The sequence below is a fragment of the Streptomyces venezuelae genome, from assembly GCF_008642375.1.
GTDB lineage: Bacteria > Actinomycetota > Actinomycetes > Streptomycetales > Streptomycetaceae > Streptomyces > Streptomyces venezuelae_G.
This window is the reverse complement of sequence record NZ_CP029194.1, coordinates 7,218,373-7,241,621: the sequence shown is the minus strand read 5'-3', so window position 1 is coordinate 7,241,621 and position 23,249 is coordinate 7,218,373. Positions and strand designations below refer to the sequence as shown.

General features: G+C 74.0%; 17 protein-coding genes. 7 read left to right on the top strand and 10 right to left on the bottom strand.

Going from position 1 to position 23,249, the window contains the following annotated elements:
- Positions 1 to 87 precede the first annotated feature (87 nt).
- Both DEJ46_RS33115 and DEJ46_RS33110 read left to right on the top strand, forming a co-directional pair.
- Positions 88 to 855, top strand: a complete 768-nt coding sequence (locus DEJ46_RS33115) for an RNA polymerase sigma factor (RefSeq protein WP_150272266.1) — start codon at positions 88 to 90, stop codon at positions 853 to 855.
- Positions 852 to 1,940 carry a CU044_5270 family protein gene (locus tag DEJ46_RS33110; protein ID WP_150272264.1) on the top strand — a complete coding sequence of 363 codons (1,089 nt, stop codon included), beginning with the start codon at positions 852 to 854 and terminating at the stop codon, positions 1,938 to 1,940. Before DEJ46_RS33115 ends, DEJ46_RS33110 begins: the two co-directional genes overlap by 4 nt.
- A 100-nt stretch (positions 1,941 to 2,040) precedes the next feature.
- On the opposite strand, the gene DEJ46_RS33105 is transcribed toward DEJ46_RS33110, so the two are convergent.
- Complete coding sequence (locus tag DEJ46_RS33105; RefSeq protein WP_150272262.1) at positions 2,041 to 4,011, bottom strand: acetoacetate--CoA ligase; 1,971 nt, start codon at positions 4,009 to 4,011, stop codon at positions 2,041 to 2,043.
- Between the two features lie 214 nt (positions 4,012 to 4,225).
- Here DEJ46_RS33105 and DEJ46_RS33100 point away from each other — a divergent pair, with 214 nt between their 5' ends.
- Positions 4,226 to 6,580, top strand: a complete 2,355-nt coding sequence (locus tag DEJ46_RS33100) for a glycoside hydrolase family 31 protein (RefSeq protein ID WP_150272260.1) — start codon at positions 4,226 to 4,228, stop codon at positions 6,578 to 6,580.
- Positions 6,581 to 6,651: 71 nt separating this feature from the next.
- Here the strand turns inward: DEJ46_RS33100 and DEJ46_RS33095 are convergent, their stop codons facing one another.
- The 4 genes from DEJ46_RS33095 to DEJ46_RS33080 all read right to left on the bottom strand — a co-directional run bounded on the left by DEJ46_RS33095 (position 6,652) and on the right by DEJ46_RS33080 (position 10,603).
- Positions 6,652 to 8,724 carry a hypothetical protein gene (locus DEJ46_RS33095; protein ID WP_150272258.1) on the bottom strand — a complete coding sequence of 691 codons (2,073 nt, stop codon included), beginning with the start codon at positions 8,722 to 8,724 and terminating at the stop codon, positions 6,652 to 6,654.
- Between the two features lie 7 nt (positions 8,725 to 8,731).
- Positions 8,732 to 9,505: an ATP-binding protein gene (locus DEJ46_RS33090; protein ID WP_190623015.1), complete on the bottom strand. Its 774-nt coding sequence runs from the start codon at positions 9,503 to 9,505 to the stop codon at positions 8,732 to 8,734.
- 35 nt (positions 9,506 to 9,540) lie between these two features.
- Complete coding sequence (locus DEJ46_RS33085) at positions 9,541 to 9,876, bottom strand: hypothetical protein (protein ID WP_150272254.1); 336 nt, start codon at positions 9,874 to 9,876, stop codon at positions 9,541 to 9,543.
- 163 nt (positions 9,877 to 10,039) lie between these two features.
- Positions 10,040 to 10,603: an NUDIX domain-containing protein gene (locus DEJ46_RS33080; RefSeq protein WP_150272252.1), complete on the bottom strand. Its 564-nt coding sequence runs from the start codon at positions 10,601 to 10,603 to the stop codon at positions 10,040 to 10,042.
- On the opposite strand from DEJ46_RS33080, the gene DEJ46_RS33075 reads away from it, so the two are divergent.
- From DEJ46_RS33075 to DEJ46_RS33065, 3 genes are all read left to right on the top strand, one after another.
- Complete coding sequence (locus DEJ46_RS33075; protein WP_150272250.1) at positions 10,602 to 11,423, top strand: M15 family metallopeptidase; 822 nt, start codon at positions 10,602 to 10,604, stop codon at positions 11,421 to 11,423. The genes DEJ46_RS33080 and DEJ46_RS33075 overlap by 2 nt on opposite strands.
- Before the next feature lie 89 nt (positions 11,424 to 11,512).
- Entirely contained in the window at positions 11,513 to 11,986 is a 474-nt protein-coding gene (locus DEJ46_RS33070) for a Zn-ribbon domain-containing OB-fold protein (protein WP_150272248.1), read from the top strand.
- 26 nt (positions 11,987 to 12,012) lie between these two features.
- Entirely contained in the window at positions 12,013 to 13,170 is a 1,158-nt protein-coding gene (locus DEJ46_RS33065; protein WP_150274977.1) for a lipid-transfer protein, read from the top strand.
- Positions 13,171 to 13,230: 60 nt separating this feature from the next.
- Here DEJ46_RS33065 and DEJ46_RS33060 read toward each other — a convergent pair whose 3' ends face one another.
- From DEJ46_RS33060 to DEJ46_RS33045, 4 genes are read right to left on the bottom strand one after another with little or no spacing between them, the layout of a single operon-like run.
- Complete coding sequence (locus DEJ46_RS33060; RefSeq protein WP_150272246.1) at positions 13,231 to 13,836, bottom strand: GTP-binding protein; 606 nt, start codon at positions 13,834 to 13,836, stop codon at positions 13,231 to 13,233.
- Positions 13,817 to 14,242 carry a DUF742 domain-containing protein gene (locus DEJ46_RS33055; protein ID WP_150272244.1) on the bottom strand — a complete coding sequence of 142 codons (426 nt, stop codon included), beginning with the start codon at positions 14,240 to 14,242 and terminating at the stop codon, positions 13,817 to 13,819. Before DEJ46_RS33055 ends, DEJ46_RS33060 begins: the two co-directional genes overlap by 20 nt.
- A 10-nt stretch (positions 14,243 to 14,252) precedes the next feature.
- On the bottom strand, positions 14,253 to 14,702 hold the full coding sequence (locus tag DEJ46_RS33050; RefSeq protein ID WP_055644645.1) for a roadblock/LC7 domain-containing protein: 450 nt from the start codon (positions 14,700 to 14,702) through the stop codon (positions 14,253 to 14,255).
- A complete protein-coding gene (locus DEJ46_RS33045) occupies positions 14,699 to 17,572 on the bottom strand; it encodes a nitrate- and nitrite sensing domain-containing protein (RefSeq protein WP_150272242.1) in 2,874 nt (957 codons plus the stop codon). The genes DEJ46_RS33050 and DEJ46_RS33045 overlap by 4 nt, the downstream gene beginning before the upstream one ends.
- 415 nt (positions 17,573 to 17,987) lie before the next feature.
- Here DEJ46_RS33045 and DEJ46_RS33040 point away from each other — a divergent pair, with 415 nt between their 5' ends.
- Positions 17,988 to 18,440 carry a hypothetical protein gene (locus DEJ46_RS33040; protein ID WP_223835268.1) on the top strand — a complete coding sequence of 151 codons (453 nt, stop codon included), beginning with the start codon at positions 17,988 to 17,990 and terminating at the stop codon, positions 18,438 to 18,440.
- A 65-nt stretch (positions 18,441 to 18,505) separates the two neighbouring features.
- Here the strand turns inward: DEJ46_RS33040 and DEJ46_RS33035 are convergent, their stop codons facing one another.
- Positions 18,506 to 23,197: a hypothetical protein gene (locus DEJ46_RS33035; RefSeq protein ID WP_150272240.1), complete on the bottom strand. Its 4,692-nt coding sequence runs from the start codon at positions 23,195 to 23,197 to the stop codon at positions 18,506 to 18,508.
- Positions 23,198 to 23,249: the final 52 nt, after the last annotated feature.

Sequence of the window (23,249 nt, the reverse complement as noted above, 5' to 3'; positions counted from 1 at the left end):
GCGTCGCCGTCGCTTCGGCCCGCCGGTGTGGTCCACGTCACCGGAACCCGGGCGAACCGACGCCCAGTGCCAGATGTGGAATCACCTATGAGAGATCGTTTCCGCGCCGGAGACCCGGCGGCGCTGGGCGAGGCGTACGACGAGCACGCGCGGGTCCTGTACCACTACGCGTTCCGGGTGTGCGGCGACCGGGCGGCGGCTGAGGACGTCGTCTCCGCCACGTTTCTGGAGGCCTGGCGCTGCCGCGGGAAGGTGCACGCCGACGGCGGGACCCTGCGGCCGTGGCTGCTGGGCATCGCGACCAACATCATGCGCGGCGCCGCGCGGGAGGCGCGGCGGCGGGACGCGGCGCTCGCCAGACTCCCCGAGCGCGGTGTGCTGCCCGACTTCGCCGACGACGTCCTCGCCCGGATGACGGACGGCGAGCAGGTACGGGCGGCCCGTGCCGCGCTCGGCAGGCTCCGGCGCCGCGAGCGGGAGGTCTTCACGCTCGTCGTGTGGGCCGGCCTCGACTACGCGGCGGCCGGGGAGGCGTTGGGGGTACCGGTCGGGACCGTGCGGTCCCGGCTGTCCCGGGCGCGTGAGCGGCTTCGCAAGCTCGCCGACGCCGAACTGCGTGCGCTTCGGCGGCGACAGCGGGCCGCTGGGGCAGGGGCGGTGGGGCCAGGTGCGGCCGGGCCGGGGGCCGTCGGGTCTTCCGCCGTCGGGTCTTCCGCCGTCGGCCGTTCCGTCGGACGGGCCGCAGGTGAGCGGCCCGCTGCCGAGCCTTCCGCTCGCCCCGTTGGTCGGACCGTCGTCCAGTCCGCTGTCCGCTCCGCCCCCGTGCCCCGAACGACCCCGGAGAACCAGGCATGAACGCCAACCGAAAGACGCACTCGACGCACTCCCCCTCCGACGAGCGCCTGCGCGGCGAGCTGGCGGAGCTGCTCCCGCCGCCGCCCGTGCCCGAACTCGAGCCCGAGCGGGAGCACGAGCTCCGGTACGCGGTCCTGCGCGACGCCCTGGCCTCCGGGCCCGCGGCGCGCCGCCCGCGTTCCGCCCGCGCCGTCCCCCGTTTCGCCTGGATCGCCGCGCCCGCCGCGGCCTGCGCCCTTGTGGCCGGGGTCGTCGTCCTCGCGCCGGCGGAGACTCCGGCCGGGGCCAAGGGGCGGATCGAGGCCGGGCAGCCGACGGCGCCCGACGCCGGACGGTTGCTGTCCCGCGCGGCGCTCGCCGCCGCCGCCGCTCCGGCGCCGGACGCCCGTCCCCAGGACTTCGTCTACATCAGGAGTCTGGCCGCCCACGCCGGGCGCGGCGCCGCCGGTGGCGTCGCCACGCTGCCGCCCGTCCGTCAGCGTGAGGTGTGGCTCTCCGCAGACGGCAGCCGCCCGGGGCTCCTGCGCGAGGCCGGCGCGGCCGACTCCGTGCTCTCCCCGAGCCTGCCCGTGTACGAGCTGGACCACCCCGGCGCGTCACCGCGGCCGTCCACCCTGGAGGCCGGTCCGGCGTCCGTCACGAATCCGACGCACGCGTACGTGGCCACCCTGCCGACCGACCCCGAGGCTCTGCTGCGGCTGATCCGGGAGGAGACCCGCGGGGACGGGGGCGATGCCGACCAGCGGGCCTTCCGGGCGATCGGGACGCTGCTCGCCGAGACCTGGGCCCCTCCGAAGGTGACGTCCGCGCTGTACGAGGCCGCGGCGCGGATCCCCGGGGTCTCCGTCCTGCCGTCCGCGAAGGACGCCGCCGGGCGTGAGGGCGTCGCCGTCGCCCGTACCGCCGAGGGCGAGCAGACCCAGTGGATCTTCGACCGGGCCACGTCGGTGTTCCTCGGGGAGCGCACGGTGCTCGTCGAGACCACGGCCGCGGGGAAGAAGGGCACCGTGCTCGGACTCTCGGCCGTCCTCGCCAAGGGCGCCGTCGAGCGGACCGGCGAGCGGCCCGGCGGCCCCGGCGTCTGAAGCCCGTAGGCGCGTAGGCATGTAGGCGTCTCGGCGTGTCGGCGCACATGAGAAGAGGCCGGTTCCCTGTCGTGGGACCGGCCTCTCCTCATGTGCCGCGTCAGGCCCTGCGGGTGGCCGCCAGGGTCTCGTAGAAGTGGAGGAGACCGAGGTTGTCGACCGAGCCGGCGTTGACGGCCTTGGCCAGGGGGGTGCCCTGGAGGAGGCGCTTGACCGGGACCTCGATGCGCTTGCCGGTGAGGGTGTGGGGCACGCCCGGCACCTCGATGATGTCGTCGGGGACGTGCCGCGGAGAGAGCTCCGTGCGGATCGTCCGCTTGATGCGGGCGATCAGCTCGTCGTCCAGGGTGGCGCCGTCCACGAGGTGCACGAAGAGCGGCATCCAGTACCCGCCGTCCGGCTCTTCCAGGCCGATGACGAGGGATTCGCGGATCTCCGGGAGGCGTTCGACGGCCTCATAGATATCGGCGCTTCCCATCCGCACGCCCTGACGGTTCAGGGTGGAGTCGGAGCGGCCGTGGATGACGACCGAGCCGTGGTCGGTGATCGTGATCCAGTCGCCGTGGCGCCAGACACCCGGGAACATCTCGAAGTAGCTGTCGCGGTAGCGGCTGCCGTCGGGGTCGTTCCAGAAGTGGATCGGCATGGACGGCATGGGGTTGGTGACGACGAGCTCGCCGACCTCGCCGATCACCGGCTTGCCGGAGGGGTCCCAGGACTGGAGGTCGGTGCCGAGGCCGGCCGCCTGGAGCTCGCCGATGTGGACGGGGAGCGTGGGGACCGCGCCGGCGAAGCAGGAGCACACGTCCGTGCCGCCGCTGACGGAGGCGATCCACAGGTCCTCGCGGACCTCGTCGTGGAGCCAGCGGAAGCCGTCGGGCGGCAGCGGGGAGCCGGTGGTGGCCACGCACTTCACGGCCGAGAGGTCGAAGTCCCGGCCGGGGTGCACGTCCGCCTTCGCGCAGGCCATCACGTACGCGGCGGACGTGCCGTACAGCGTCGCGCGGGTGCGTTCGGCGACGCGCCACTGGGCGCCGGTGTCGGGGTAGCCGGGGCTGCCGTCGTACAGGACGACGGTCGCCCCGGTGAGCAGGCCGGAGACGAGGAAGTTCCACATCATCCAGCCGGTGGAGGTGTACCAGAAGAACACGTCCTCGGGGCCGAGGTCGCAGTGCAGGCCCAGCTGCTTGACGTGCTCGACGAGGATGCCGCCCTGGGACTGGACGATGGCCTTCGGCAGACCGGTCGTGCCGGAGGAGTAGAGGACCCACAGCGGGTGCGCGAACGGGACCTGCTCGTAGACCGGCTCGGCGTCGCCGGCGACGAGGTCGGCCCAGTCGAGGGTCCCTTCCGGGGCGGGAGTGCCGAGGAGCGGGATGTGGACGACGGCGCGGAGGGTGGGCAGCTCGGCGCGGAGTTCGGCGACGGTCTCGCGGCGGTCGTGCTCCTTGCCGCCGTACCGGTAGCCGTCGACGGTGAAGAGGACGACCGGCTCGACCTGCTGGAAGCGGTCGAGGACGCTGCGGGCGCCGAAGTCCGGGGCGCAGGAGGTCCACACGCCGCCGACGGCGGCGGTGGCGAGGAGGGCGACGACGGACTGCGGGACGTTCGGCAGGTAGCCGCTGACGCGGTCGCCGGGGCGTACGCCGATGGCGCGCAGTTCGGCGGCGAGGGAGCCGACCTGGCGGCGGAGCTCGGCCCAGGTGGTCGGCACGGGCTCATGTGTTTCGTCCACATGGAGCAGGGCCGTGTCGTGGGGGCGCTCGTCGGCGGCGCGCAGGGCGTGCTCGGCGTAGTTGAGGGTGGCGCCGGGGAACCACTCGGCGCCCGGCATCGAACGGTCGCCGAGGACCCGCTCGTACGGCGTGGAGAAGCGGACGTCGAACCACTCGGCGACGGCCTGCCAGAAGGCTTCGAGCTCGTCGACCGACCAGCGGTGGAGCGCCGGGTAGCCGCCCTCGGCCGGGGCGCCGTGGTGCTCGGCGGCCCAGGCCTGGAAGCGGGTGACGGCCGCGGTGGCGATGCGTTCGTCGTCCGGCTGCCAGAGCGGCTCGGTCTGCGCTGATGTCATGGTGCTGCTCCCTGGCTGTACGCGGGGTCGGCGTGTGTCCCGCGCACGTGCTGGGGTGTGCGCGTGACGCGGCTGACAGGACGATGCCATGTGATCGTCTTTCGCACCAGGTCTGCCTGCCCATGGTCGGCCAGTTGAACATGTGCCCCCACCACGGGTGAACGGATGTTGAACGGAGCTCGTATCGCCCCAGGTGGCTGGCAGGGTGATCATCATGGACGGTCGGGAACTGGTGCGTTCGATCAAGGTGTTCGGTTCGGCGCGGGGCTTGCGGACGGTACGGGCGGCGTGGCGGCAGCGCCGTGCGGACGCGTGGGGACTGCCGCCGAAGGGGGCGGAGCGGGCGCGGGTACCGGGGCTCGCGACGGGGGCGGAGGCGCTGCCGGGCGGCGGGACCGTCCGGTTCGCGCGTTCCTCGTTGCGGATCTGCGTGTCGGCGGGCGGCGCGGTGTTCTGGGGCTGGGACGGGGCCGAGCCCCTGCCGTCGTACGCGCTGGCCGGTGAGGCGCCCGAGCCCGATCTGCGGGCCGCTCTGGAGCCGGACACGGACGGCGGGTGGCGGATCGTCTCGGAGCGCGTGACGGTGGCGGTCTCCCGGCACGGGGCGGTGGAGATCCGGACGCCGGGCGGGGTGATGCTGCGCCGGGACCTGCCGCCGCGCTGGTGGGAGCCGGTGGGGGCCGCCGGTGCGGCGGCGCGGTGGGTGCAGCGCAGTGAGGTGCCGGCGGACGCGCGCTTCTTCGGGCTCGGCGGGCGGGCGGCGGGGCCGCGGCTGCGGGACGGCTCGTACCGGCTGTGGAACACCGACCCCAAGGGGGGCTTCGGCCCGGGTGACGATCCGCTGTACCTCACGATGCCGGTGCAGTTCGTCGTCTCGGACGCGGGGACGCACCTCGCGTTCCACGACAACTCCTGGGACGGGCGGGTCACGCTCGCCGAGGGCGAGGAGGGTGCGGGGTCGGGGCACGACCGGCCGGGGACCAGCGAGGTCCGGATGGGGGGCGGGCCGCTGCGGTGCTGGGTGGTGGTGGGCACCCCCGCGCGCGTTCTGCACGGCTGGGCCGCGCTGACGGGCGCGCCCGCGCTGCCGCCGTCCTGGGCGCTCGGACCCCAGCACGCCCGCTGGGGGTTCGGCAGCGCGGCGGAGGTGCGGCGGGTGGTGGCCGGGTACCGGGAGCGGGGGCTCCCGCTGTCCGTCGTGCATCTGGACATCGACCACTACGACGGGCACCAGGTGTTCACGGTGGACGCGGAGCGCTTCCCGGACCTGCCGGGGCTCGCGGCGGAGCTGCGCGAGCAGGGCGTGCGGCTCGTGTCGATCGTGGACCCGGCGGTGAAGGCGGAGCCGGGGAACGCCGTGTACGACGGCGGACGGGCGGCCGGGGCGTTCGTGCGGGACGCCCGGGGCGGGGAGGTCCGCGGGGAGGTGTGGCCGGGCGAGTGCGCGTATCCGGACTTCACCGATCCGGCGGTACGGGAGTGGTGGGGCGGGCTGTACGAGGAGCGGCTCCGGCAGGGCTTCTCCGGCATGTGGCACGACATGAACGAGCCGGTGTCCTTCGCCCCCTTCGGCGACCCGACGCTGCCGCGGTCGGCGCGGCACGCGCTGGACGGGCGGGGCGGTGACCACCGGGAGGCGCACAACGTGTACGGGCTGACGATGGCCCGGGCCGGGTACGAGGGGCTGCGCCGGCTGCGGCCCGATGAGCGGCCCTTCCTGTTCTCCCGGTCCGGCTGGGCGGGCATGCAGCGGTACGGCGGCACCTGGTCGGGGGACGTGTCGACCGGGTGGCCGGGGCTGCGGGCCTCGCTCTCCCTGGTCCTGGGGCTCGGGCTGTGCGGGGTGCCGTACTCGGGGCCGGACGTGGGCGGCTTCGACGGGAGTCCGTCGCCCGAGCTGTACCTGCGCTGGTTCCAGCTGGGGGCGTGGCTCCCGTTCTTCCGGACCCATTCGGCGATCGACGCGGGGCGGCGCGAACCCTGGGAGTTCGGGCCCGAGGTCCTGGAGCACGCGCGCGTGGCGCTGGCCGAACGGGAGCGGCTGCGGCCGTACTTCGAGACGCTGGCGCGGCTCGCCCGGATGACGGGCGCGCCGTACGTCCGTCCGGTGTGGTGGGGGACGCCGGAGGACCGGGGGCTGCGCGACTGCGAGGACGCGTTCCTGCTGGGGGACGCGCTGCTTGTGGCGCCGGTCCTGACGCGGGGCGCGGACCGGCGGGCGGTGCGGCTGCCGCGCGGCCGCTGGTACGACACGGCGACGGGACGGGCGTACGAGGGTCCGGGGCAGGTGCTGCTCGACGCGCCGCTGTCGCGGGTGCCGGTGCTGGCCCGGGCGGGGGCGGTGCTGCCGGTGCGCGGCGACGGGGACGGGCCGGCTCTGGAGGTGTGGGCGCCCGCGGCGGGGCGCACGGGTGGCGGGCTCGTCGTCCGGGACACCGGGGACGGCTGGGAGCCGGCCGAGATCGAGCGGTACCAGTCGCGGCTCGTGGACGGCCGGGTGGTGGTGGAACGGGTGACGGACGACGGGGTGGAGCCGGCGGGGCTGCCGGTGCGGGTGCGGGGGATGTGAGGAGTGCGAGGGATGCGGGGATGTGAGAGGTGCGAGGTGTGTGAGGCATGAGAGAGGTGTGAGGGCCTGTTTCAGCCGGTGAGTGCGCGCGCACGGCGGCGTCCGTCGCGCGCCGGCAGATGCCGGCGGCGCAGCCTCGTCAGGACGGCCACGGCCAGGAAGGCGCAGACCACCGCTCCGCAGACGGACAGGGCCACTCCCACGGCGTTTCCCAAGGGCATGGTCGCCATGGCGAGGACCGCCACGCCGATGCTCGTCGCCCTCACGATGCTCAGTGGCTTGTAGGCGACGGCGTGCAGGGCATGGGGTTTCGCGTCGCCGCCTCGGTGGCCCGCGCGGACGACCTCGACCACGAGGGCGCCGGCGGCGACCAGCGCCGAACCGACCTGGGCCCAGACGAACGGGTCCAGCAGGATCTGCAGGACCGCGGCCGTCACCGAGACCGCCGTCCCGAGGGCCGTCGCGACGAAGGCGTGGACGAAGTTCTCCCGGGGCAGGACGTACGGCAGCTGCACATGGATCCGCGTCAGGCGTTCGCCGCGTTCCCAGGCGGCCTCCCGGCCCTCGGTGGTGTCGAGCGAGAACTCCAGGACGTCGTCGGCCGCGTCGGCCTCGACGAGCGGCCGGATCTCGGCGTTCTCGCTCACCCGCGGGGGCCCGGCGACCTCGAGCCCCTCCGGCGTCACGACGTGCAGCCGGTTCTGCCGTACTTCCTGGGGGAAGGCCACCTCCGTCGAGACCAGTACGGCGCCCCAGCCGAGCCGGTCCACCCGGCACTTGGCGTCGAACTCGTAGCTCACCTCCGACGACATCCCCGGGTGGGCGTCGATGAGTGCCACCACCGGCATGTAGCGGATCAGCCGGCGGATCCGCCACCGGTATCTGTCGCCCAGGTCTTCGCTCTCGGCCGCCTGCGTGAGCACGGAGGTGATCTCGTCCGTCTCGGGGCTCCACGCGAGGGCCTGGAGGCTCCGGGCGATCTCCCGTCCCGGAGCGGTGTCCGCGTCGCCTTCCGGGGTCAGGAGCCGATGGACGCCCCGGGCGATCTGCAGCTTCACGTCGGTCGAGGTGAGCATGTTGAGCGGGCGGCCGTTGCGGTCCTTGAGGTGGAGGTCGTCCAGGAACCTGTCCTCGTCCCAGGGGACGAGGTCCACGATCACCGGTGTCCGGGGAGCCGACTGGACCTCCGCGCCGACGAGTGCGCTGAGCTTCGTCCTGACGTGGTGGCGCGCGACGCTCCGGTCGGGGAACTCCAGCCGGTGGGTGCGGGTGGTGATCGTGGCGGAGATCTCGTCGAGCTCCTGGAACATGCGCAGTTCGTCCCAGCCCGGGGCGGCGGGCAGCCCCCGCGGGTCCACGGTGGTGATCGCCGCGGGCATGACGGAGGCGGTCAGGGACAGCGCCGGGGCCCGCCTCTCCGTGTAGTAGGCGACCAGGTCGGCGGCGAGCATGACGATCCGTGAGACCGCGGGGTCCTGCGACGGCGGGTGCTCCGCGAGGTGCTGTTCCAGTTCCATGACCGTGGCGTGCTCCGCCCGGTCAGGGGCGCCGAGGATCTCGGCGACGGACCGGACGATCCGCGCCAGCGGGACGGCGTCGGGGGTGGGCACGGCGAGGGAGTTCACCGCCGCGGTCGCGGCCCGGCCTGCGGCCTCGGCGCGGCCGGCGAGGAGGGCGCTGTGCGCGAAGGAGGCGAGCCGGGTGACGGAGGCGCCGGGCCGGACCGCCGCGAGGTGGCGTACTTCTTTGACGTACCGGTCGAGCCGGTCGGTACGCAGCGGCTCCAGGGGCTGGTGGTAGTAGGCGGCGGCGAGGCGATGGGCTCGTGCGTGCCGGTCGGGGGCCGTCTCACGGAGGCGGGTGGTCAACGCCGTACGGAAGAAGGACCGGAGGACGTACGCCGCCCGTTCGGGTCCTTCGTCGTCGCCGTCGGCGGCCCAGGGATGGGCCACGGAGTCCCTCTGGACGAAGGGGTTCGCGGCGATCTCGCGCGTGCCGATGCCCAGCGCGAGCGCCCTCGCCGTGTAGACGACGAGCGGGGGGTCGAAGAGGTCGTGGACGGAGAGGGCTTCGATCAGCCGCCGCTCGTCGGTGGGCAGGCGGTCGAAGCGTTCGAACGCGCGCTGGGTCAACTCGTCGTTCATGGCTGCCTCACCCGGTCCCGAGCGGTTCGCTGTGGAGGCCGAGGAACTCGCGTATCAGGCCGGGAACGCCTTGGTGGCTCCGGTGGATGCTCGTCGCCTGTCCCTTGAGGCTGTCGAAGCCGAGCGTGGTGATCCACTCCTCGACGGCGTCGACACCGAAGGGGGGCAACACCATGGTGTGGACCGCGGTGACATGGGGGTACGCGAGGCGTGGGACGTGCCGTCCGGCCACGAAGACGCTCGTACGGCGGCGGCTGAGCAGTTCGGGCAGCAGGTCCGTGCCGAGCCAGTCGCGCATGGGCGCCTCGCAGTGTTCGAAGCCGTCCAGGCAGATGACGGGGTTGCGGGGGTCCCCCGCGAGGGTGTCCAGGAGGGCGTCGCTCATCGCGTCCAGCTGGATCTTGTGGTCCCTCGAGGTGTTGACGACCATCTGGATGCTGGCGTTGCGCGCCCTCATGTCGTGCACGTTCACCGTCGTCGCCGTCGACTGGGCGATCTGGGAACGCACCGCCTGGTAGCCGGGGACGGGGACGTCCTGACGGCGGGCCTGGCGCGCCAGGTCCCTCAGGACGTCGTCCTTCTCGACCACGCGCTCCAGGTCGACGTAGTAGACGCCGGAGGCGATGTGCCGCCGGTAGATCTCCCGGAGCAGCGAGGTCTTCCCGATGCCTTCCGGCCCTTCGAAGAAGAGCGCCTGCTGTTCGTTCCTCCCGTCGACGACGGCCGCGGAGCGTGCCAGCTGCTCCGTCCGGTCGACATGGACGTGTTCTCGACTCGGCACCCCGTCGCCCCCCGCTTCCGATGTCCCGATGCGTGTCAGGTGCGGTCGGTGCCGGTGGGCTCGCCGGCGGGAGCGCTGCCGGTCCCGTCGCCCGTGGTGATCGTCAGCTTCGAGCGCTTCGCCTTCGAGCGGAAGAACGCGGTCCGCGCGCCCTTCGGCATCGTGAGCTCGGAGTTCTTGAACACGGAGTCGTGGGCCTGGAACTCCTGCTCGCTGAGGCCGCGCGGTTCCTCACTGCCCTCGAAGCCCGCGCTGGCGCCGGGCATCCTCACCGTCACCTTGCGCAGCCTGTGCCGGAGCGCGAAGACCATCGCGACGAGTGCGGCGACTCCGACGATGGCGATGACGGCCTCGGGCCAGCCGACGTTCATGGACGCTCCCCTCCACATCGTCACCTGAGGCGACGGCGAGCGGACAGCATGCCACAACAGGCCGACGGGCAAGGAGAGTTGGAGGCGTGAGCGCACACGCCCGCGCCCCGGCGTACGCCCCCTACCCAGACGTACGCCCCTTGCTCAGTCGTACGGCTCCTGCTCAGCCGTACGCCCCCGCGAACCACTTCCGTGCCGCTTCCGCGTGGAGCGGGAAGGCCAGCTCCTGCGGGGCGAAGATCACGTGGTGGCCGCTGGTCTCGTCCGTGGGGGCCGAGGGCGGGAGCGAGGCGGCGGGGCGGGGAGGGAGGAGGCCGAAGAGGAGGAGGTGGCCGCCCGGGGAGCTCATCGCGTCGGCGAGGCCGACGTCCTCGGCGGAGGCCTGGATGCCGGTCTCCTCGCGCAGTTCTCGGGCGACGGCGGCGCGCCAGTCCTCGGCGTGGTCGATGAAGCCGCCGGGCAGGGCGATGCCGCCCTTCTGGGGCTCGATGGTGCGGGTGATGACGACGAGTCCCGTCCCCCGGTCCCCGTCCGTGACGGGGAGGAGGGCGACGGCGACGGGCAGGGGGTTGCGGTAGGCGGTGTGGCCGCAGGCGGGGCAGGTGCGGGGCCAGCCGGCGTCGGGCGTGTGCGCGGCGCCGCAGGCGGAGCAGTGGGAGTCCATCACGGCCCGACGGTATGCGATCACCCTTTCCCGGCGCTGCCGGAACTGATAGACGGTGCGCATGACAGGACTCGCTTCCGCATTCCGTACCCTCGCCGTCGCCGCCGCGGCCGGGCTGCTCGCCGTGACGGGCGCCGTCGCCGCCCCCGCTCCCCCGGCCTCCGCCGCGCCGGAACCCAAGGCCCCACGGGAGTTCGTGGCGCTGAGCTCGGTGGACCGGACGATCGTCCAGGAGATGCGCTACACGACGGCGCACAACTTCGTGGGCGAGCCGATCGACGGCTACCGGCAGCCGCTCTGCATCCTGACGCGGCCGGCCGCCGAGGCGCTGCACCGCGCGCAGGTGCGGCTGCTCGCCCGGGGCCACACCCTGAAGGTCTACGACTGCTACCGGCCGCAGCGGGCCGTCGACCACTTCGTGCGCTGGGCGAAGGACCTGGAGGACGAGCGCATGAAGGGGGAGTTCTATCCGCTCGTCGACAAGTCGAGGCTGTTCGCGGACGGTTACATCGCGGAGAAGTCCGGGCACAGCCGGGGCTCGACGGTGGACCTGACGATCGTGCGGCTGCCGGCGGTGCCCACGCGCGCGTACGTGCCGGGCGAGCCGCTGACCGAGTGCTACGCACCGCGGGCGGAGCGGTTCCCGGACAACTCCGTGGACATGGGGACCGGGTACGACTGCTTCGACACCCTCTCGCACACCGACGACCCGCGGATCCAGGGTGCGCAGCGGGCGAACCGGCAGCTCCTCAAGGGTGTGCTCGCGGAGCAGGGCTTCGTGAACCTGCCCGAGGAGTGGTGGCACTTCACCTTCAAGCCGGAGCCGTTCCCGGCGACGTTCTTCGACTTCCCGGTGGCGCGGAGGTCGGTGGCCGGGCACTGACTCTTCCCCGTCCGGATCCCCCGTGCCACACTTCTGACGCTCCGTCAGGTCAGTGGTGATCGATGGTACGGGTGGCACGGGAGGCCTCGATGGCACGGACGCGCAGACCGGTGGTGGCCCGGTGGTTCACCGACGACACGGTGCCGGAGGAGGAATTCCGGCTGCTCGGGACCCGCTGCACGGCCTGCGCCTCGGTCTTCTTCCCGCGCGAGGACGACCGGTGCCGCAATCCGGGGTGCTCCGGCGACGGTGAGCTCGCCGAGGTGCCGCTCTCGCCGCGCGGCCGGGTCTGGTCGTACACCGACGGCCGGTACCGGCCGCCCGCCCCGTACGTCTCCGATCCGGGCGCGCCCTGGGAGCCGTACACGCTCGTGGCCGTGGAACTGGCGGCCGAGGCGATGGTGGTCCTCGGACAGGCGGCCCCCGGGGTGCGGCCGGCCGATCTCGCGGTGGGCACGGAGGTCGAGGTGGTGCCCGGCGTCCTGAACGAGGACGACGTGCACACCTGGACCACCTGGAACTGGCGGCCCGTCGCCCGGGACGAGCGGGAGGAGCGGTCGTGAACGACATCGCCGTCCTCGGGGCGGGAATGCACCCCTGGGGCAAGTGGGGCAGGAGCTTCGTCGGTTACGGGACGGCCGCCGCCCGCACCGCGCTCGCCGACGCCGGTCTGGACTGGACGGACGTCGGCTCGATCGTCGGCGCGGACACCATGCGGTGCGGCTACCCCGGTTACGTGGCGGGGGCGACCTTCGCCCAGGCCCTCGGCTGGCAGGGCGCGCGGGTCACCAGCGTCTACGCGGCCTGTGCCTCGGGCGCACAGGCCATCGGGACCGCCCGCGCCCAGATCCTGGCCGGGCTCGCGGACGTGGTCCTTGTGGTCGGTGCGGACGCGACGCCCAAGGGGTTCCTCGCCCCGTCGGGCGGCGAGCGGCCGGACGATCCCGACTGGCTGCGGTTCCGTGTGCTCGGGGCGACGAACCCCGCGTACTTCGCGCTCTACGCCCGCCGCAGGATGGCCCTGTACGGCGACACGACCGAGGACTTCGCCCAGGTGAAGGTGAAGAACGCGGCGGCCGGCGCGCTCAACCCGCTCGCCCGCTACCGCACGCGCGTGACCGCCGAGGAGGTCGCGGCCTCCGCCGTCGTCGCCGATCCGCTGCGGCTCCTCGACATCTGCGCCACCTCGGACGGGGGCGCCGCGCTCGTCCTGTCCAGCATGGAGTTCGCGCGTCGGCACGGGCGGCCCGACCCGGTGCGGGTGCGCGCCGTGTCCACGGTCTCCCCCACGTACCCCAAGGCGGTGCTCGACCTGCCCGACATCGCCACCGACTCGGCGGCCGTCGTCTCCCCCGCGCCGCACGGTTTCCGCTCCTCGATCGCGCGGGCCGCGTACGAGGAGGCGGGGATCGGGCCCGAGGACCTGTCCCTCGCGGAGGTGTACGACCTGTCCACCGCACTGGAGCTGGAGTGGTACGAGGACATCGGGCTGTGCGGGACGGGCGAGGGCGCCAAGCTGCTGCGCGAGGGTGTCACCGCGCTGGGCGGACGGCTGCCGGTCAACACCAGCGGCGGCCTCGCCTCCTTCGGGGAGGCCGTGCCCGCGCAGGCGATCGCCCAGGTCTGCGAGCTGACCTGGCAGTTGCGGGGCACGGCGGGCGACCGGCAGGTGCCCGGGGCCCGCGTCGGCATCACCGCGAACCAGGGGCTGTTCGGGCACGGGTCGGCGGTGGTGGCGGTGCGCTGAAGCCCCCTCTCTGAGGAAGGGGCTCAGCGGGAGGGGCCCTCAGAGGCCCCTCCCGCTGCTTCAGGTGGCGGCCGGCGCGTGGGTCCTGTCCGCGAGGACGAGGGCGTGCTGGACGACCGCCACGAGGACGTTCTTCACCGACTCCCGGTCCCGGGCGTCGCACATCAGGAGCTCGACCTCGGGGTCCAGGTCCAGCGCCCCGCGCACGCTCTCGGCGGGGAACCTCCGGGCGCCCTCGAAGCAGTTGACGGCGACCGTGAAGGGGATGCCGCGCCGCTCGAAGTAGTCGATGGCCGCGAAGCTGTCCTCCAGGCGCCGGGTGTCCGCGAGGACGATCGCGCCGAGCGCACCCTGGGCGAGCTCGTCCCACAGGAACCAGAAGCGGTCCTGGCCGGGCGTCCCGAACAGGTACAGGACGAGGTCCTCGCGAAGGGTGATCCGGCCGAAGTCCATGGCGACCGTGGTGGTGGTCTTGTTCTCGACGCCGTGAAGGTCGTCGACGGGCCGCCCCGCCTCACTGAGGATCTCCTCGGTGCGCAGGGGCCTGATCTCGCTGACCGCGCCCACCAGCGTCGTCTTGCCGACCCCGAACCCGCCCGCGACGAGGATCTTCAGGGTCACCGGCTCGACGAGCGGCTTCTTGCGGCTAGAGCGCCCGAAGGCCATTGATCACCTCGCGAAGGATGCTCACGTCCGGCAGTTCGGCCGGCGGAACGGGGCGGGTCACATGGACGAGTTCGTCCTCGACGAGATCGCCGACGAGGACCCGGACCACCCCGACGGGGAGGTCGAGTCCTGCGGCGAGCTCGGCGATCGACTGGGGCTGCTCGGAGCAGCGTTCGACGATCTCCACGTGTTCCGGGGAGAGCGTCTGGTCACGGCCGGGGTCGTCGGCGGCGGGCTCGGGCACCACCAACGCGATCAGGTCGAGCCGGTGGCGGGTGGCGGCGCTGGTCCGGCCACGGGTCATCGCGTACGGACGGACCACCGGCCCGGCGTCGGCGTCGAACCAGTGGTGGAGACCGGGGGCCCGCTCCTCGGTCGCCTGGTTCGGCTCGGCTGCGTCACTCATGCCGTCCCACTCACCCTCCGGAGGGCAGGCCGGTCCGCGGGGCGGTCGTGAGGTGGGCCCCGACCCTCTTCACCATCAGCGTCATCTCGTAGGCGACCTGGCCGACGTCGGAGTCGGCGTCGGCGAGTACGGCCAGGCAGCTGCCGTCACCGGCGGCCGTGACGAACAGGAAGGCGTCCTCCAGCTCGACGACCGTCTGCCGGACCCTACCCGCCTCGAAGTGGCGCCCGACGCCCTTGGCGAGGCTGTGGAAGCCGGACGCCACGGCGGCCAGGTGCTCGCCGTCCTCGCGGGTCAGTTGCTGCGAGGCGCCGGTGGGCAGCCCGTCGCTGGAGAGCACCAGGGCCTTGCGGATGGACCCGACCCGCTGGACGAGTTCGTCGAGGAGCCAGTTCAGCTCGCCGTTTCCGTGGCCGAATGCGGAGTTGGTGCTGGGTGCTGCGGCGTTCGGTGCGGTCATCGACCGTCCCCCTCGGGTGTCGTTCCTGGTGCTGACGTGTCGTCCGGGTCCGCTGTGTGCCGTCGGCCGCGCTGCCAGCCGCGCTGCATCGCGGCCATGCGGGCGCGTACCTCCTCGGCGTCGCGCTCGAAGGATTCGGGCCCCGCGGCGCCGACGGTCCCACGGTCGTCGGCGCCCGCTCCGGTGCCACGGTCGGCCGGCCCCTCGGTCTCGCGCAGCTGGGGCGCGAGGCTGGCCTGGCGGACGCGGCGGGGCAGCCCGCCGAACGGCTCGGGGTCCGCCGAAGCCACAGGCCCCTCCGAGGCCACGCGCCCTTCCGAAGCCACGCGCCCTTCCGAAGCCACGCGCCCCTTCGGCGCCACGGGACCCTCCGGCGGTACGGGACCCTCCGGCGGTACGGGAACGAGGGTGGGTCCCTGGACCGGGACCGGGACCGCCTCGGGGACCGCGGGGTGCGAGCGGCCGGGCTCGTCGACGCGGCGGCCGCGGTCCACGACGAGCGTGGGGGTGGAGCGGCGGGGCAGCGGGACCGGGCCGCGTACGGCTCCGTCGGCGTGCGCGTCGTCCTCGCTCCGGCCGGACGTCTGGTCGGGGGCCTGCTGGTGCTGCTCACCGGCCGGCGCGAGGCCGGAGCGGCGGCGGTCGCGGGGCCGGAAGAGGCCGCCGCGCTCGCTCTCGGTGTCGAGGATGTCGGCGGACCGGTCGAACAGCACGTCGAACTCGTCGGCGTCGAGCGGCGCCTCCAGCTCGACGGGCCCGTCGAGGACTCCGGGGACCTCGGTCACGTCGGGGACCCGGGCGAGCACGGGACGGCGGGTCGGCAGCGGCGTGGGGCCCGCGGCGTCCGCGTCGCGGCGGTCGGCGCCGTCGGCGTGACCGGCGCGCTCCAGGGTCTTGCCGTCCGGGGTCCTGGCGTCCACGGCATCGCGGTCCATGGACTTGCGGTCCAGCCGGAATCCGGCGCCCTGGGTCTCGGGAGCGTCGGTGAGCAGCGCGGCCGGGATGAAGACGACCGCGGTGGTCCCTCCGTACGGGGAGGGCTGGAGCGAGACGCGGACGTTCTGCCGCTGGGCGAGCCGGCTGACCACGAAGAGGCCGAGGCGGTCGGTGTCCGAGAGCTCGAACTCGGGGGTCTCGGCGAGCCGGAGGTTGGCGTCGAGGAGCGCGTCGGCGTTCATGCCGAGGCCTCGGTCGTGGATCTCCAGCGTGAATCCGTTGGCGACGCGCTCGCCGAGCACCTGCACGGCGGTGTGCGGGGGCGAGAACACCGTGGCGTTCTCGAGGAGTTCCGCGATGAGGTGGGTGAGGTCGGCGACGGCGGGGCCGCCCACGCCGAGGCGGGGCAGCCTGCGCACCTCGATCCGCTCGTAGTCCTCGACCTCGGCGACGGCGGCGCGGACGACGTCCATGAGCTGGACGGGCTTGCGCCACTGGCGGGAGGGGGCCGCGCCGGACAGGATCACGAGGCCTTCGGCGTGCCGCCGCATGCGGGTGGTGAGGTGGTCGAGGCGGAAGAGGTCCGCGAGCTCGTCGGTGTCCTCCGTGCGCCGCTCCATGGTGTCGAGGAGGGTGAGCTGGCGGTGGAGCAGGACCTGATTGCGGCGGGCGAGGTTGACGAACACCTCGGAGACCCCGCGGCGCAGCTCCGACTGCTTGACGGCGGCCTCGACGGCGGCGCGCTGGAGGGTGTTGAGGGCCTGGCCCACCTGGCCGACCTCGTCCTCGCCGTACCGGAGGTGGGGCACCTCGGTGCCGACGTCGACGTGTTCGCCGGCGGCGAGCCGGCGCATGACGCTGGGCAGCCGCACGCCGGAGACCTCCTGGGCCTCCTTCTGCAGCCGGCGCAGGTCGTGGACGAGGGAGCGGCCGATACGGACGGAGATGACGACCGAGGCGAGCAGGGCGAGGAAGCCGAGGACACCGGCGACGCCGACCTTGAGGAGCACGCTGTAGGCGGCGGGCTGGACGCGGTCCTGGTAGCGGTCGCCCGCCGCGGTGTTCTCGCGGGCGAGGTCGTCCAGGACGGGGCTCGCCTCCTCCTGCCAGTAGGCGGCGGTGACGGCGCGCGGCTCGTCGGTGGGGCCCTCGTCGATGATCGCCTTCTCGGCGGCCCGCAGCGCGGCGGTCTCGGGGCTGGCCCAGTACTTCTCGAAGCGCTCGCGCTCGGAGGTCGGCAGGAGTTCGAGGTTGACCTCGTAGAACTGCTCGCGGTTGGCGACGAGGTCGGACATCGCGCGGAGCTCCGGAGCGGTGACCCGGTCCGCGACGAGCATGGAGAGGACGAGCGCGTCCTCTCGGGAGAGGACCTCGCGGGCGCGGGTGATGCCGACGAGGGCTCGGCCCTGCTTGTCCATCTCCACGTTCTCGAGGGCGTGGAGGGTGATGAGGAAGCTGTAGCAGGGGTCGACGAGCCGGTTGTAGAACTCGAGCGCCTGGATGCGGCCGATGCTCCGCTTCTCGACGGAGCGGCGCAGCGACTCGAGGTCGTCGAGCGCGTCGAGGAGGGAGTTGAGCCGCTGGGTGGTGACGGGCCGCATCTCCTCGCGTACGCCCGGGTCGGCGGCGTTCGCTCGGATCCGGGATATCTGCCGGTCGGTGGCCCGCCGGGTCTCGCGCAGGGAGGCGAGTGCCGTGGAGCCCCGGGGGTCGGCGAGGTAGACGAGCGACTGGCGGCGTTCGAGCTGGATGACGCGGGCGGTGTCCTCCAGCGGGTAGCCGACCTTCTCGACGATGTAGCCGACGTCGAGGAGCTGGTCGGCCTCACGGCCCGTCAGGACCGTCGCGAAGGCCCAGAGACCGGTCAGGGAGACGAGCGGTACGAGGAGCAACGCCACGATCTTCCGGCGGATGGACTTCCCGCGAAAGCGCATGGCCTCCCCCAGCTCGGCCCCCGCGCGCCACGGAGGTCCTGCACGTTCGTGACGGCGCGCGTCAACACGCGGCGTCAACCTTCGGATTCAAACAAATGGCGGCGTGAGCCTACTACTGCATCACGGCCATCTCGAAGGCATGTCCGGACGATTTTCAGCCTGTCGAGTGAGTGTTGATCATGAGATGTCCCAGTATTCGGGGAGTTGGGATCGGCCACTGTGGCACAGGACACCTGATGGTGTGCCATTTCTCCGGCCTGCGGAGATGGCTGGAACTGTGCGTTCCGGTCAGATTCAGGCGAAACCTTTTCCCGCTCTCGTGCGTCATTAAGTACGGGGAGGGTCCTGTCCGCGTAAAGGCGCTCACAACGGGCAGCCACCCCGGAGGCGTTCAGTGGTGGGGAGTGACAGGACGATGGAACACGAGTCGCGGTCGGCGCGGCAGTTGTGGGTGGACGACGAGAAGGGCCGGCAGCGGATGCCCGATCCGGTGCGCAACGCCGCCGTGCGCGCCGTGATGATCACGTCGGTGACGCTCATCCAGGGGGTGGTGGCCTTCTACTGCTCGGTCGCGGGCTCCTGGCTGGCCTTCCCGATGACGATCAGCTCGGTGGCGTCGACGGTCGTGGCCACCTGGAGTGTCCTCGACGTCTGGATCACCCGTCAGGTGTGGCGTCAGCGCAACGGGGTCGTGTCGGAGCCGAGCAGTACGGCACGTCAGCTGCGGCGCGAGCGTCGCGCCGAGGAGCGGGCGGAGGAACGGGCGGACGGCCTCCAGGACGGCCTGGCTGATGATCGGACGGACGGCCGGACTGATGGCCGGACGGACGGCCGGACGAAGGCCGCCCGGTTGTCCGAGGCGGCCTGAGCCCTGGTCGTACGACGGAGCGGCCCGGTCCCCTTGCGGGGGCCGGGCCGCTCCGTCGTCGTGGGTCAGGCGGTGGCCTGCGGTGCGGTCGGGTCGTCGGACGCGTGCCGGCGGAACATCCGCGTCGCCGTGATCTCGCCGTGGATCGACTCGCCCTCCCCGGCCGCCTGCGGCAGACCGGGACGCAGGTGCTCCTCCACGCTGATGTACTTGAGCCCGGCCCGCAGGTCGGCGTCGTTGCGCAGACGGATCACCAGCGGGAACTCGGCCAGCGCCGTCGTGTCGAACAGGCCCGTCGTGTACAGCAGCTGGACGCCGAGCGCGTCCGACACGGCCCGCTGGAGCTCCAGCAGGTACGTGGCGTTGGCGCGGCCGATCGGGTTGTCCAGGAAGAGCGTGCCCGCGTGGCGGTGCTTGTCCCGGCCCCGGTCGTTGGAGCGGAGCGCCGCCATCGTGCAGTAGAGAGCAATGGCCGCGGTGAGCAGCTGGCCGCCGGAGAAGACGTCGCCCATCTGCCCGACGGGCACCCGCTCGGCGCGCAGCACCGCGTCGGGCTTGAGGATCTCGACGGAGACGCCCTTGGGTTCGAGGGCCGCCTGCACGCCCCTCAGCAGCAGGGACATGCCGTCGCCGCGCAGGTCGGAGTTCTTCTTGACCGCGGCGCGGGTCGCCTCGTCGACGACCTCGCCGAGCCGCTCCGCGAGGGTCGCCTGATCGGGCTCCTCGAAACGGATCCGCAGGAACTCCTGGCCCGACCACTCTCCGAGCCCCTCGGGGAGCCGGGAGAGCCGCTGCGCGGAGCGGAGGGTCGTGAGCGAGGACTCCACGAGGCCGCGGAGCCGGTCCACGATCGAGTCGCGGTTGCGCTCCAGCTGCGCCAGTTCGTCCGTGAGGACCCGGAGCCGGGGCGCGAAGGCCTCGGCCCACTTGGCGGCGTGCTCGGGCAGCGCGGACGCGGGCAGTTCACGGATCTGCTGGCGCGCCGGGGTGCGGACCTGCTCGTAGCGCGTGGAGTTGGCGTGCCGGACGAGGATGTCGCTCGCCTCGCGCACGGCGGCGTCGGCGGCGGACAGCTCGGCCGTGCAGCCGCGCAGCGCGCGGCGCGCCTCGGCCGCCGTCGTGCGGGCCTCCTCCAGGGTGCCGGTGTACGTCTCCGACTCGTCGTGCTCCTCGTCGGCGTGGTCGCGGAGCAGGTCACGCAGGAGGGCCGACGTCTCGTCGAAGCCGCCCGCCGCGTCCTCGGCGGCCCGGTGGTCCCGGAGCAGCCCGGCGTGCGCGGCCCGCGCCGACTCCAGCGCGTCCGTACGGGAGGCGAGTTCGCCGGTCGCGGTACGCAGCAGGGCCTGGGCCTGCTCGGCGTCGGCGGGCACCCGGTCCTCGGGCAGCTCGGTGTGCGCCTCGCCGTCCTCGGGGGCCAGGCGCTCGGACTCGCCGCGGAGCCGGCCGAGCTTCTCGCTCGCCTCCGTGGCACGCGACTCCAGCATCTGGACGAGGGACTCGGCGCGGGCGGCGGCCGCCTGCCGGGACGGGCCGTCGGCGCCGTCGGTGGACTCCAGGAGCTGTTCGGCGCGGGTGCGGACCTTGTTGGTGAGGCGGTCGAGCTCGGCGAGGGCGGCGGACTCGTCGCTCTCGGCGCGGGCCTGCTCGGCGCGCAGGTCGGCGCCGACGCCGACCTTCTCGTACAGCTGGGACGCGGCCCGGTAGGCCTCGCGGAGGGTGGGGAGCGCGGTCCGGGGCGCGGCCGGGTCCTCCTCGGGGAGGGTGTCGGGGGCGCCGGCGATCTCGGCGCGCTCGGCGCGCAGGGCCCGGGCCGTGCGGTGGGCGTCGTCGGCGGCGCGCTGGGTCGCGCGGCGGTCCTCGTCGGCGGCGCGGGCGCGCTCCAGGCAGGTCTGTGCGCGGGCCTCGGACTCGGCTGCGTCGTCGGCGAGTTCGCGGAGCTTGGCCTGCCAGGCGGGGCGCTCGCGCAGCCGGAACGCCAGGCCCGCGAGGGCGTCGGCGGCCCGGCGGGCGCGCTGGGCGGTCTCCTGGCGCTCGTCGCGGAGCTGCGCCGCCTCGGCGGCGGTCTCGTCGGCCTCGCCGCGTGCCGTACGGGCCTCGGCGAGGGTCGCGGCGGCGGCCTCGGCCGTCTCGCGGGCGGTCGACGCGACGGCCGCGAGCTCGGCGAGCATGCCGGGCGGGCAGTCGGCGCGCCAGGCTCCGATCCGGGAGGCGAGGGCGCGGTCCCCGGCGAGCCGGGCGGCGAGGGTACGGATCTCCTCGTCGCGGGCGGTCGCGCGGGCGCGCAGGGCGTGCCGCTCCTCGTCGGCGGCCTGCTCGTCGTGCATGGCGGGGTTCGGCGGCACGAGGAAGACGCCGCTGTCCTCGCCCGTGTCCTGCGCCGGTACGGGGGCGAGCAGGGCGGCGGCGGTGCCGACGGCGACGGTGGAGCGGGGCAGCAGGGCCGCCGTGCCGAGGACCTCGCGGGCGCGCCCGTACGAGACGGGGTCGGTGATCACGACGCCGTCGACGAGCTCGGGGCGGGAGGCGAGGACGCGGGCGTGGTCGGCGGGGTCCACGGCCTGGGCGAGGTAGCGCCAGCCGGGGAGGGCGGGGATGCCCTGCTCGCCGAGGTACTCGACGGTGGCGAGGACGTCGGGGCCGGGGGGCAGCAGCCCACCGTCGCCGAGGGCGCCGAGGATGCGGGAGTCGTCGGCCGCGGCGGTGCGCAGTTCGAAGAGCTGCCGCTCCGCCGAGGTGACGGCCTGGTCGAGCATGCCGCGCAGCTCGTCGGCGTACCGGTCGAACTCGGTGACGGTCAGCGGCCCCTGGGGGGTGGCGCCGGAGCCATCCGCGGCGGTGGCGTCCTGGTCGTCGGTGTCCCCGGCGGGGGCGCTGGCGGCGGACGCGCGCTGGCCCGGAAGCGGCGAGCCGCCCGCCGGGAGGCTCAGCAGCTCGGCGAGCCGCTCCTCCGAGGCGAGGGACTCGGCGGCGCGGCGCTCCGCGTCGTAGGCGTTCCCCGCGGCCTCGGCGGCGTCCGCGGCGCGGGCGGCGGCGAGTTCGGCGCGGGCCTCGGTGGCGGCGGCCTCGCGGGCGCGGTCGGCGGCCGTTCGGGCCGCCTCGCGGGCCGTGTCCCAGACGGCGACCGCGGTCTTCTCCGCGTCGCTCGCGGCCAGGGCGGCCCTGGCGGGGTCGGCGTCGGGCGCGGAGTCGTCGAGCCAGCCGGCCCGTACGGCCTCCGCGGTCTCCTGCTCGACCTCGGCGAGCCGCTGGCGCAGGTGGCCGGCCTCGCTGCGGGCCCGCTGGGCTTCCGTGGCGGCGGCCGTGGCGTCACGGTGCGCGGTCTCGCTCGCGTCCTGGAGGGCCGTGGAGCGCTCCTCCTCCTCGGTCGCGTGCCGCTCGCCCTCCTCCGCTGCGGCGGCGAGGGCGCGGACGAGATCGGCGGCGGCCTTCGCGCGGGCCGCGAGGGCGGGGGCTGCGTCCCGCTCGGCCTCGCGGATGGCGGCGGCCACGCGCGCGGAGCGGTCGCCGGCTGCGCGGTGCCGGAGGACGACCTCGGCCGCCTGCCAGGCGGCGTGCACGGTGCGGGCGTCGGTGAGCTCGCGGCGCTGGGAGGCGGCGCCCTTCTCGGCGGCGGTGAGGGCCAGGGAGGCGTGCCGGTAGGCGAGTTCGGCGGAGATGAGGGCGCTGTGGCCGCGGGCGGTCTCGGCCTCGGCGACGGCGTGGGCGGCCGAGGTGACCTGCTGGGCGAGCTCGGCCGCCCGGCCGCGCTCCTCGCCGGCGCGGCCGGAGAGCCGGCGGGCGAGCGTGCGGGTGCGCCGCTCGGCCGCCGTGTGGACGTCCCGGGCGTGGGCCCGGGTCGCGGCGGCCTCGACGATGCGGCCGAGGAGGTCGACGGAGCCGGCCGTGAACTCGCGCTCGGCGGTCAGCTCGGCGCGGCGGCCGAGCTTGTTGCCGAAGCCGCCGACGAGGTCGGCGAGGCCGTCGGTGTCCCGGGTGTCGGTGACGGCGCGGAGCAGGAGGTCGGTGAAGTCGGAGTCCTTCTTGACCGCGAAGAGGCCCGCGGCCTCGCCCTCGTCGGCGTTCATCTCGCGCTGGTAGCGGAAGAGTTCGGGGTCGAGTCCGAGTTCGCCGAGGTGTTCGTTCCAGCGGTCGTGGATCTCCTCCCAGACCACTTCCAGGTGCGGGTAGGCCTTGCCGGCCTCGGTGAGGGCGTCGCGGAAACCCTTCATCGTGCGGCGGCGGCCGGTCGCTCCGGAGGCGCCCTCGACCGGCCGGCGGACGGAGGTCGCCTCGGCGACGGGGAGGTTGTCCAGGCTGAGCCCGGGGCCGGGGCGGAAGGAGTACCAGGCCTCGGCGAACTTCCGCGGGTCGTTGGAGACCTGGCGGCCGCGCCACTCGCTGGCCTTGCCGACGACGACGAGTTCGCCCGTGAGGGTGTGCTGCCACTCCAGGGCGACGTGTCCGCAGTCGTCGGCGAGGAGGAACTTGCGGAGCACGCCCGAGCTGGCGCCGCCGAGGGTGTTGCGGTGGCCCGGGAGCATGACCGAGAAGATCAGCTTGAGGAGGACGGACTTGCCGCCGCCGTTCTCCAGGAAGAGCACGCCCGCGGGCGCGGGGCGGCGCGGCGGGCCGACCGGCTCCTCCTCGAAGAACTCCGCCTGGGTGGGGGCGGGGTGGGGCACGGGCGCGCCGACCCCGCGCAGGTCCAGGACGGTGTCGGCGTAACGCGCACCGGCGGGGCCGATGGAGTACAGGCGGACCCGGGACAGCTCGTACATGGCGGGGGACTCTCGTGCTCGTCGTGCTCAGGAAGGTCGGTTACGCGGAGCG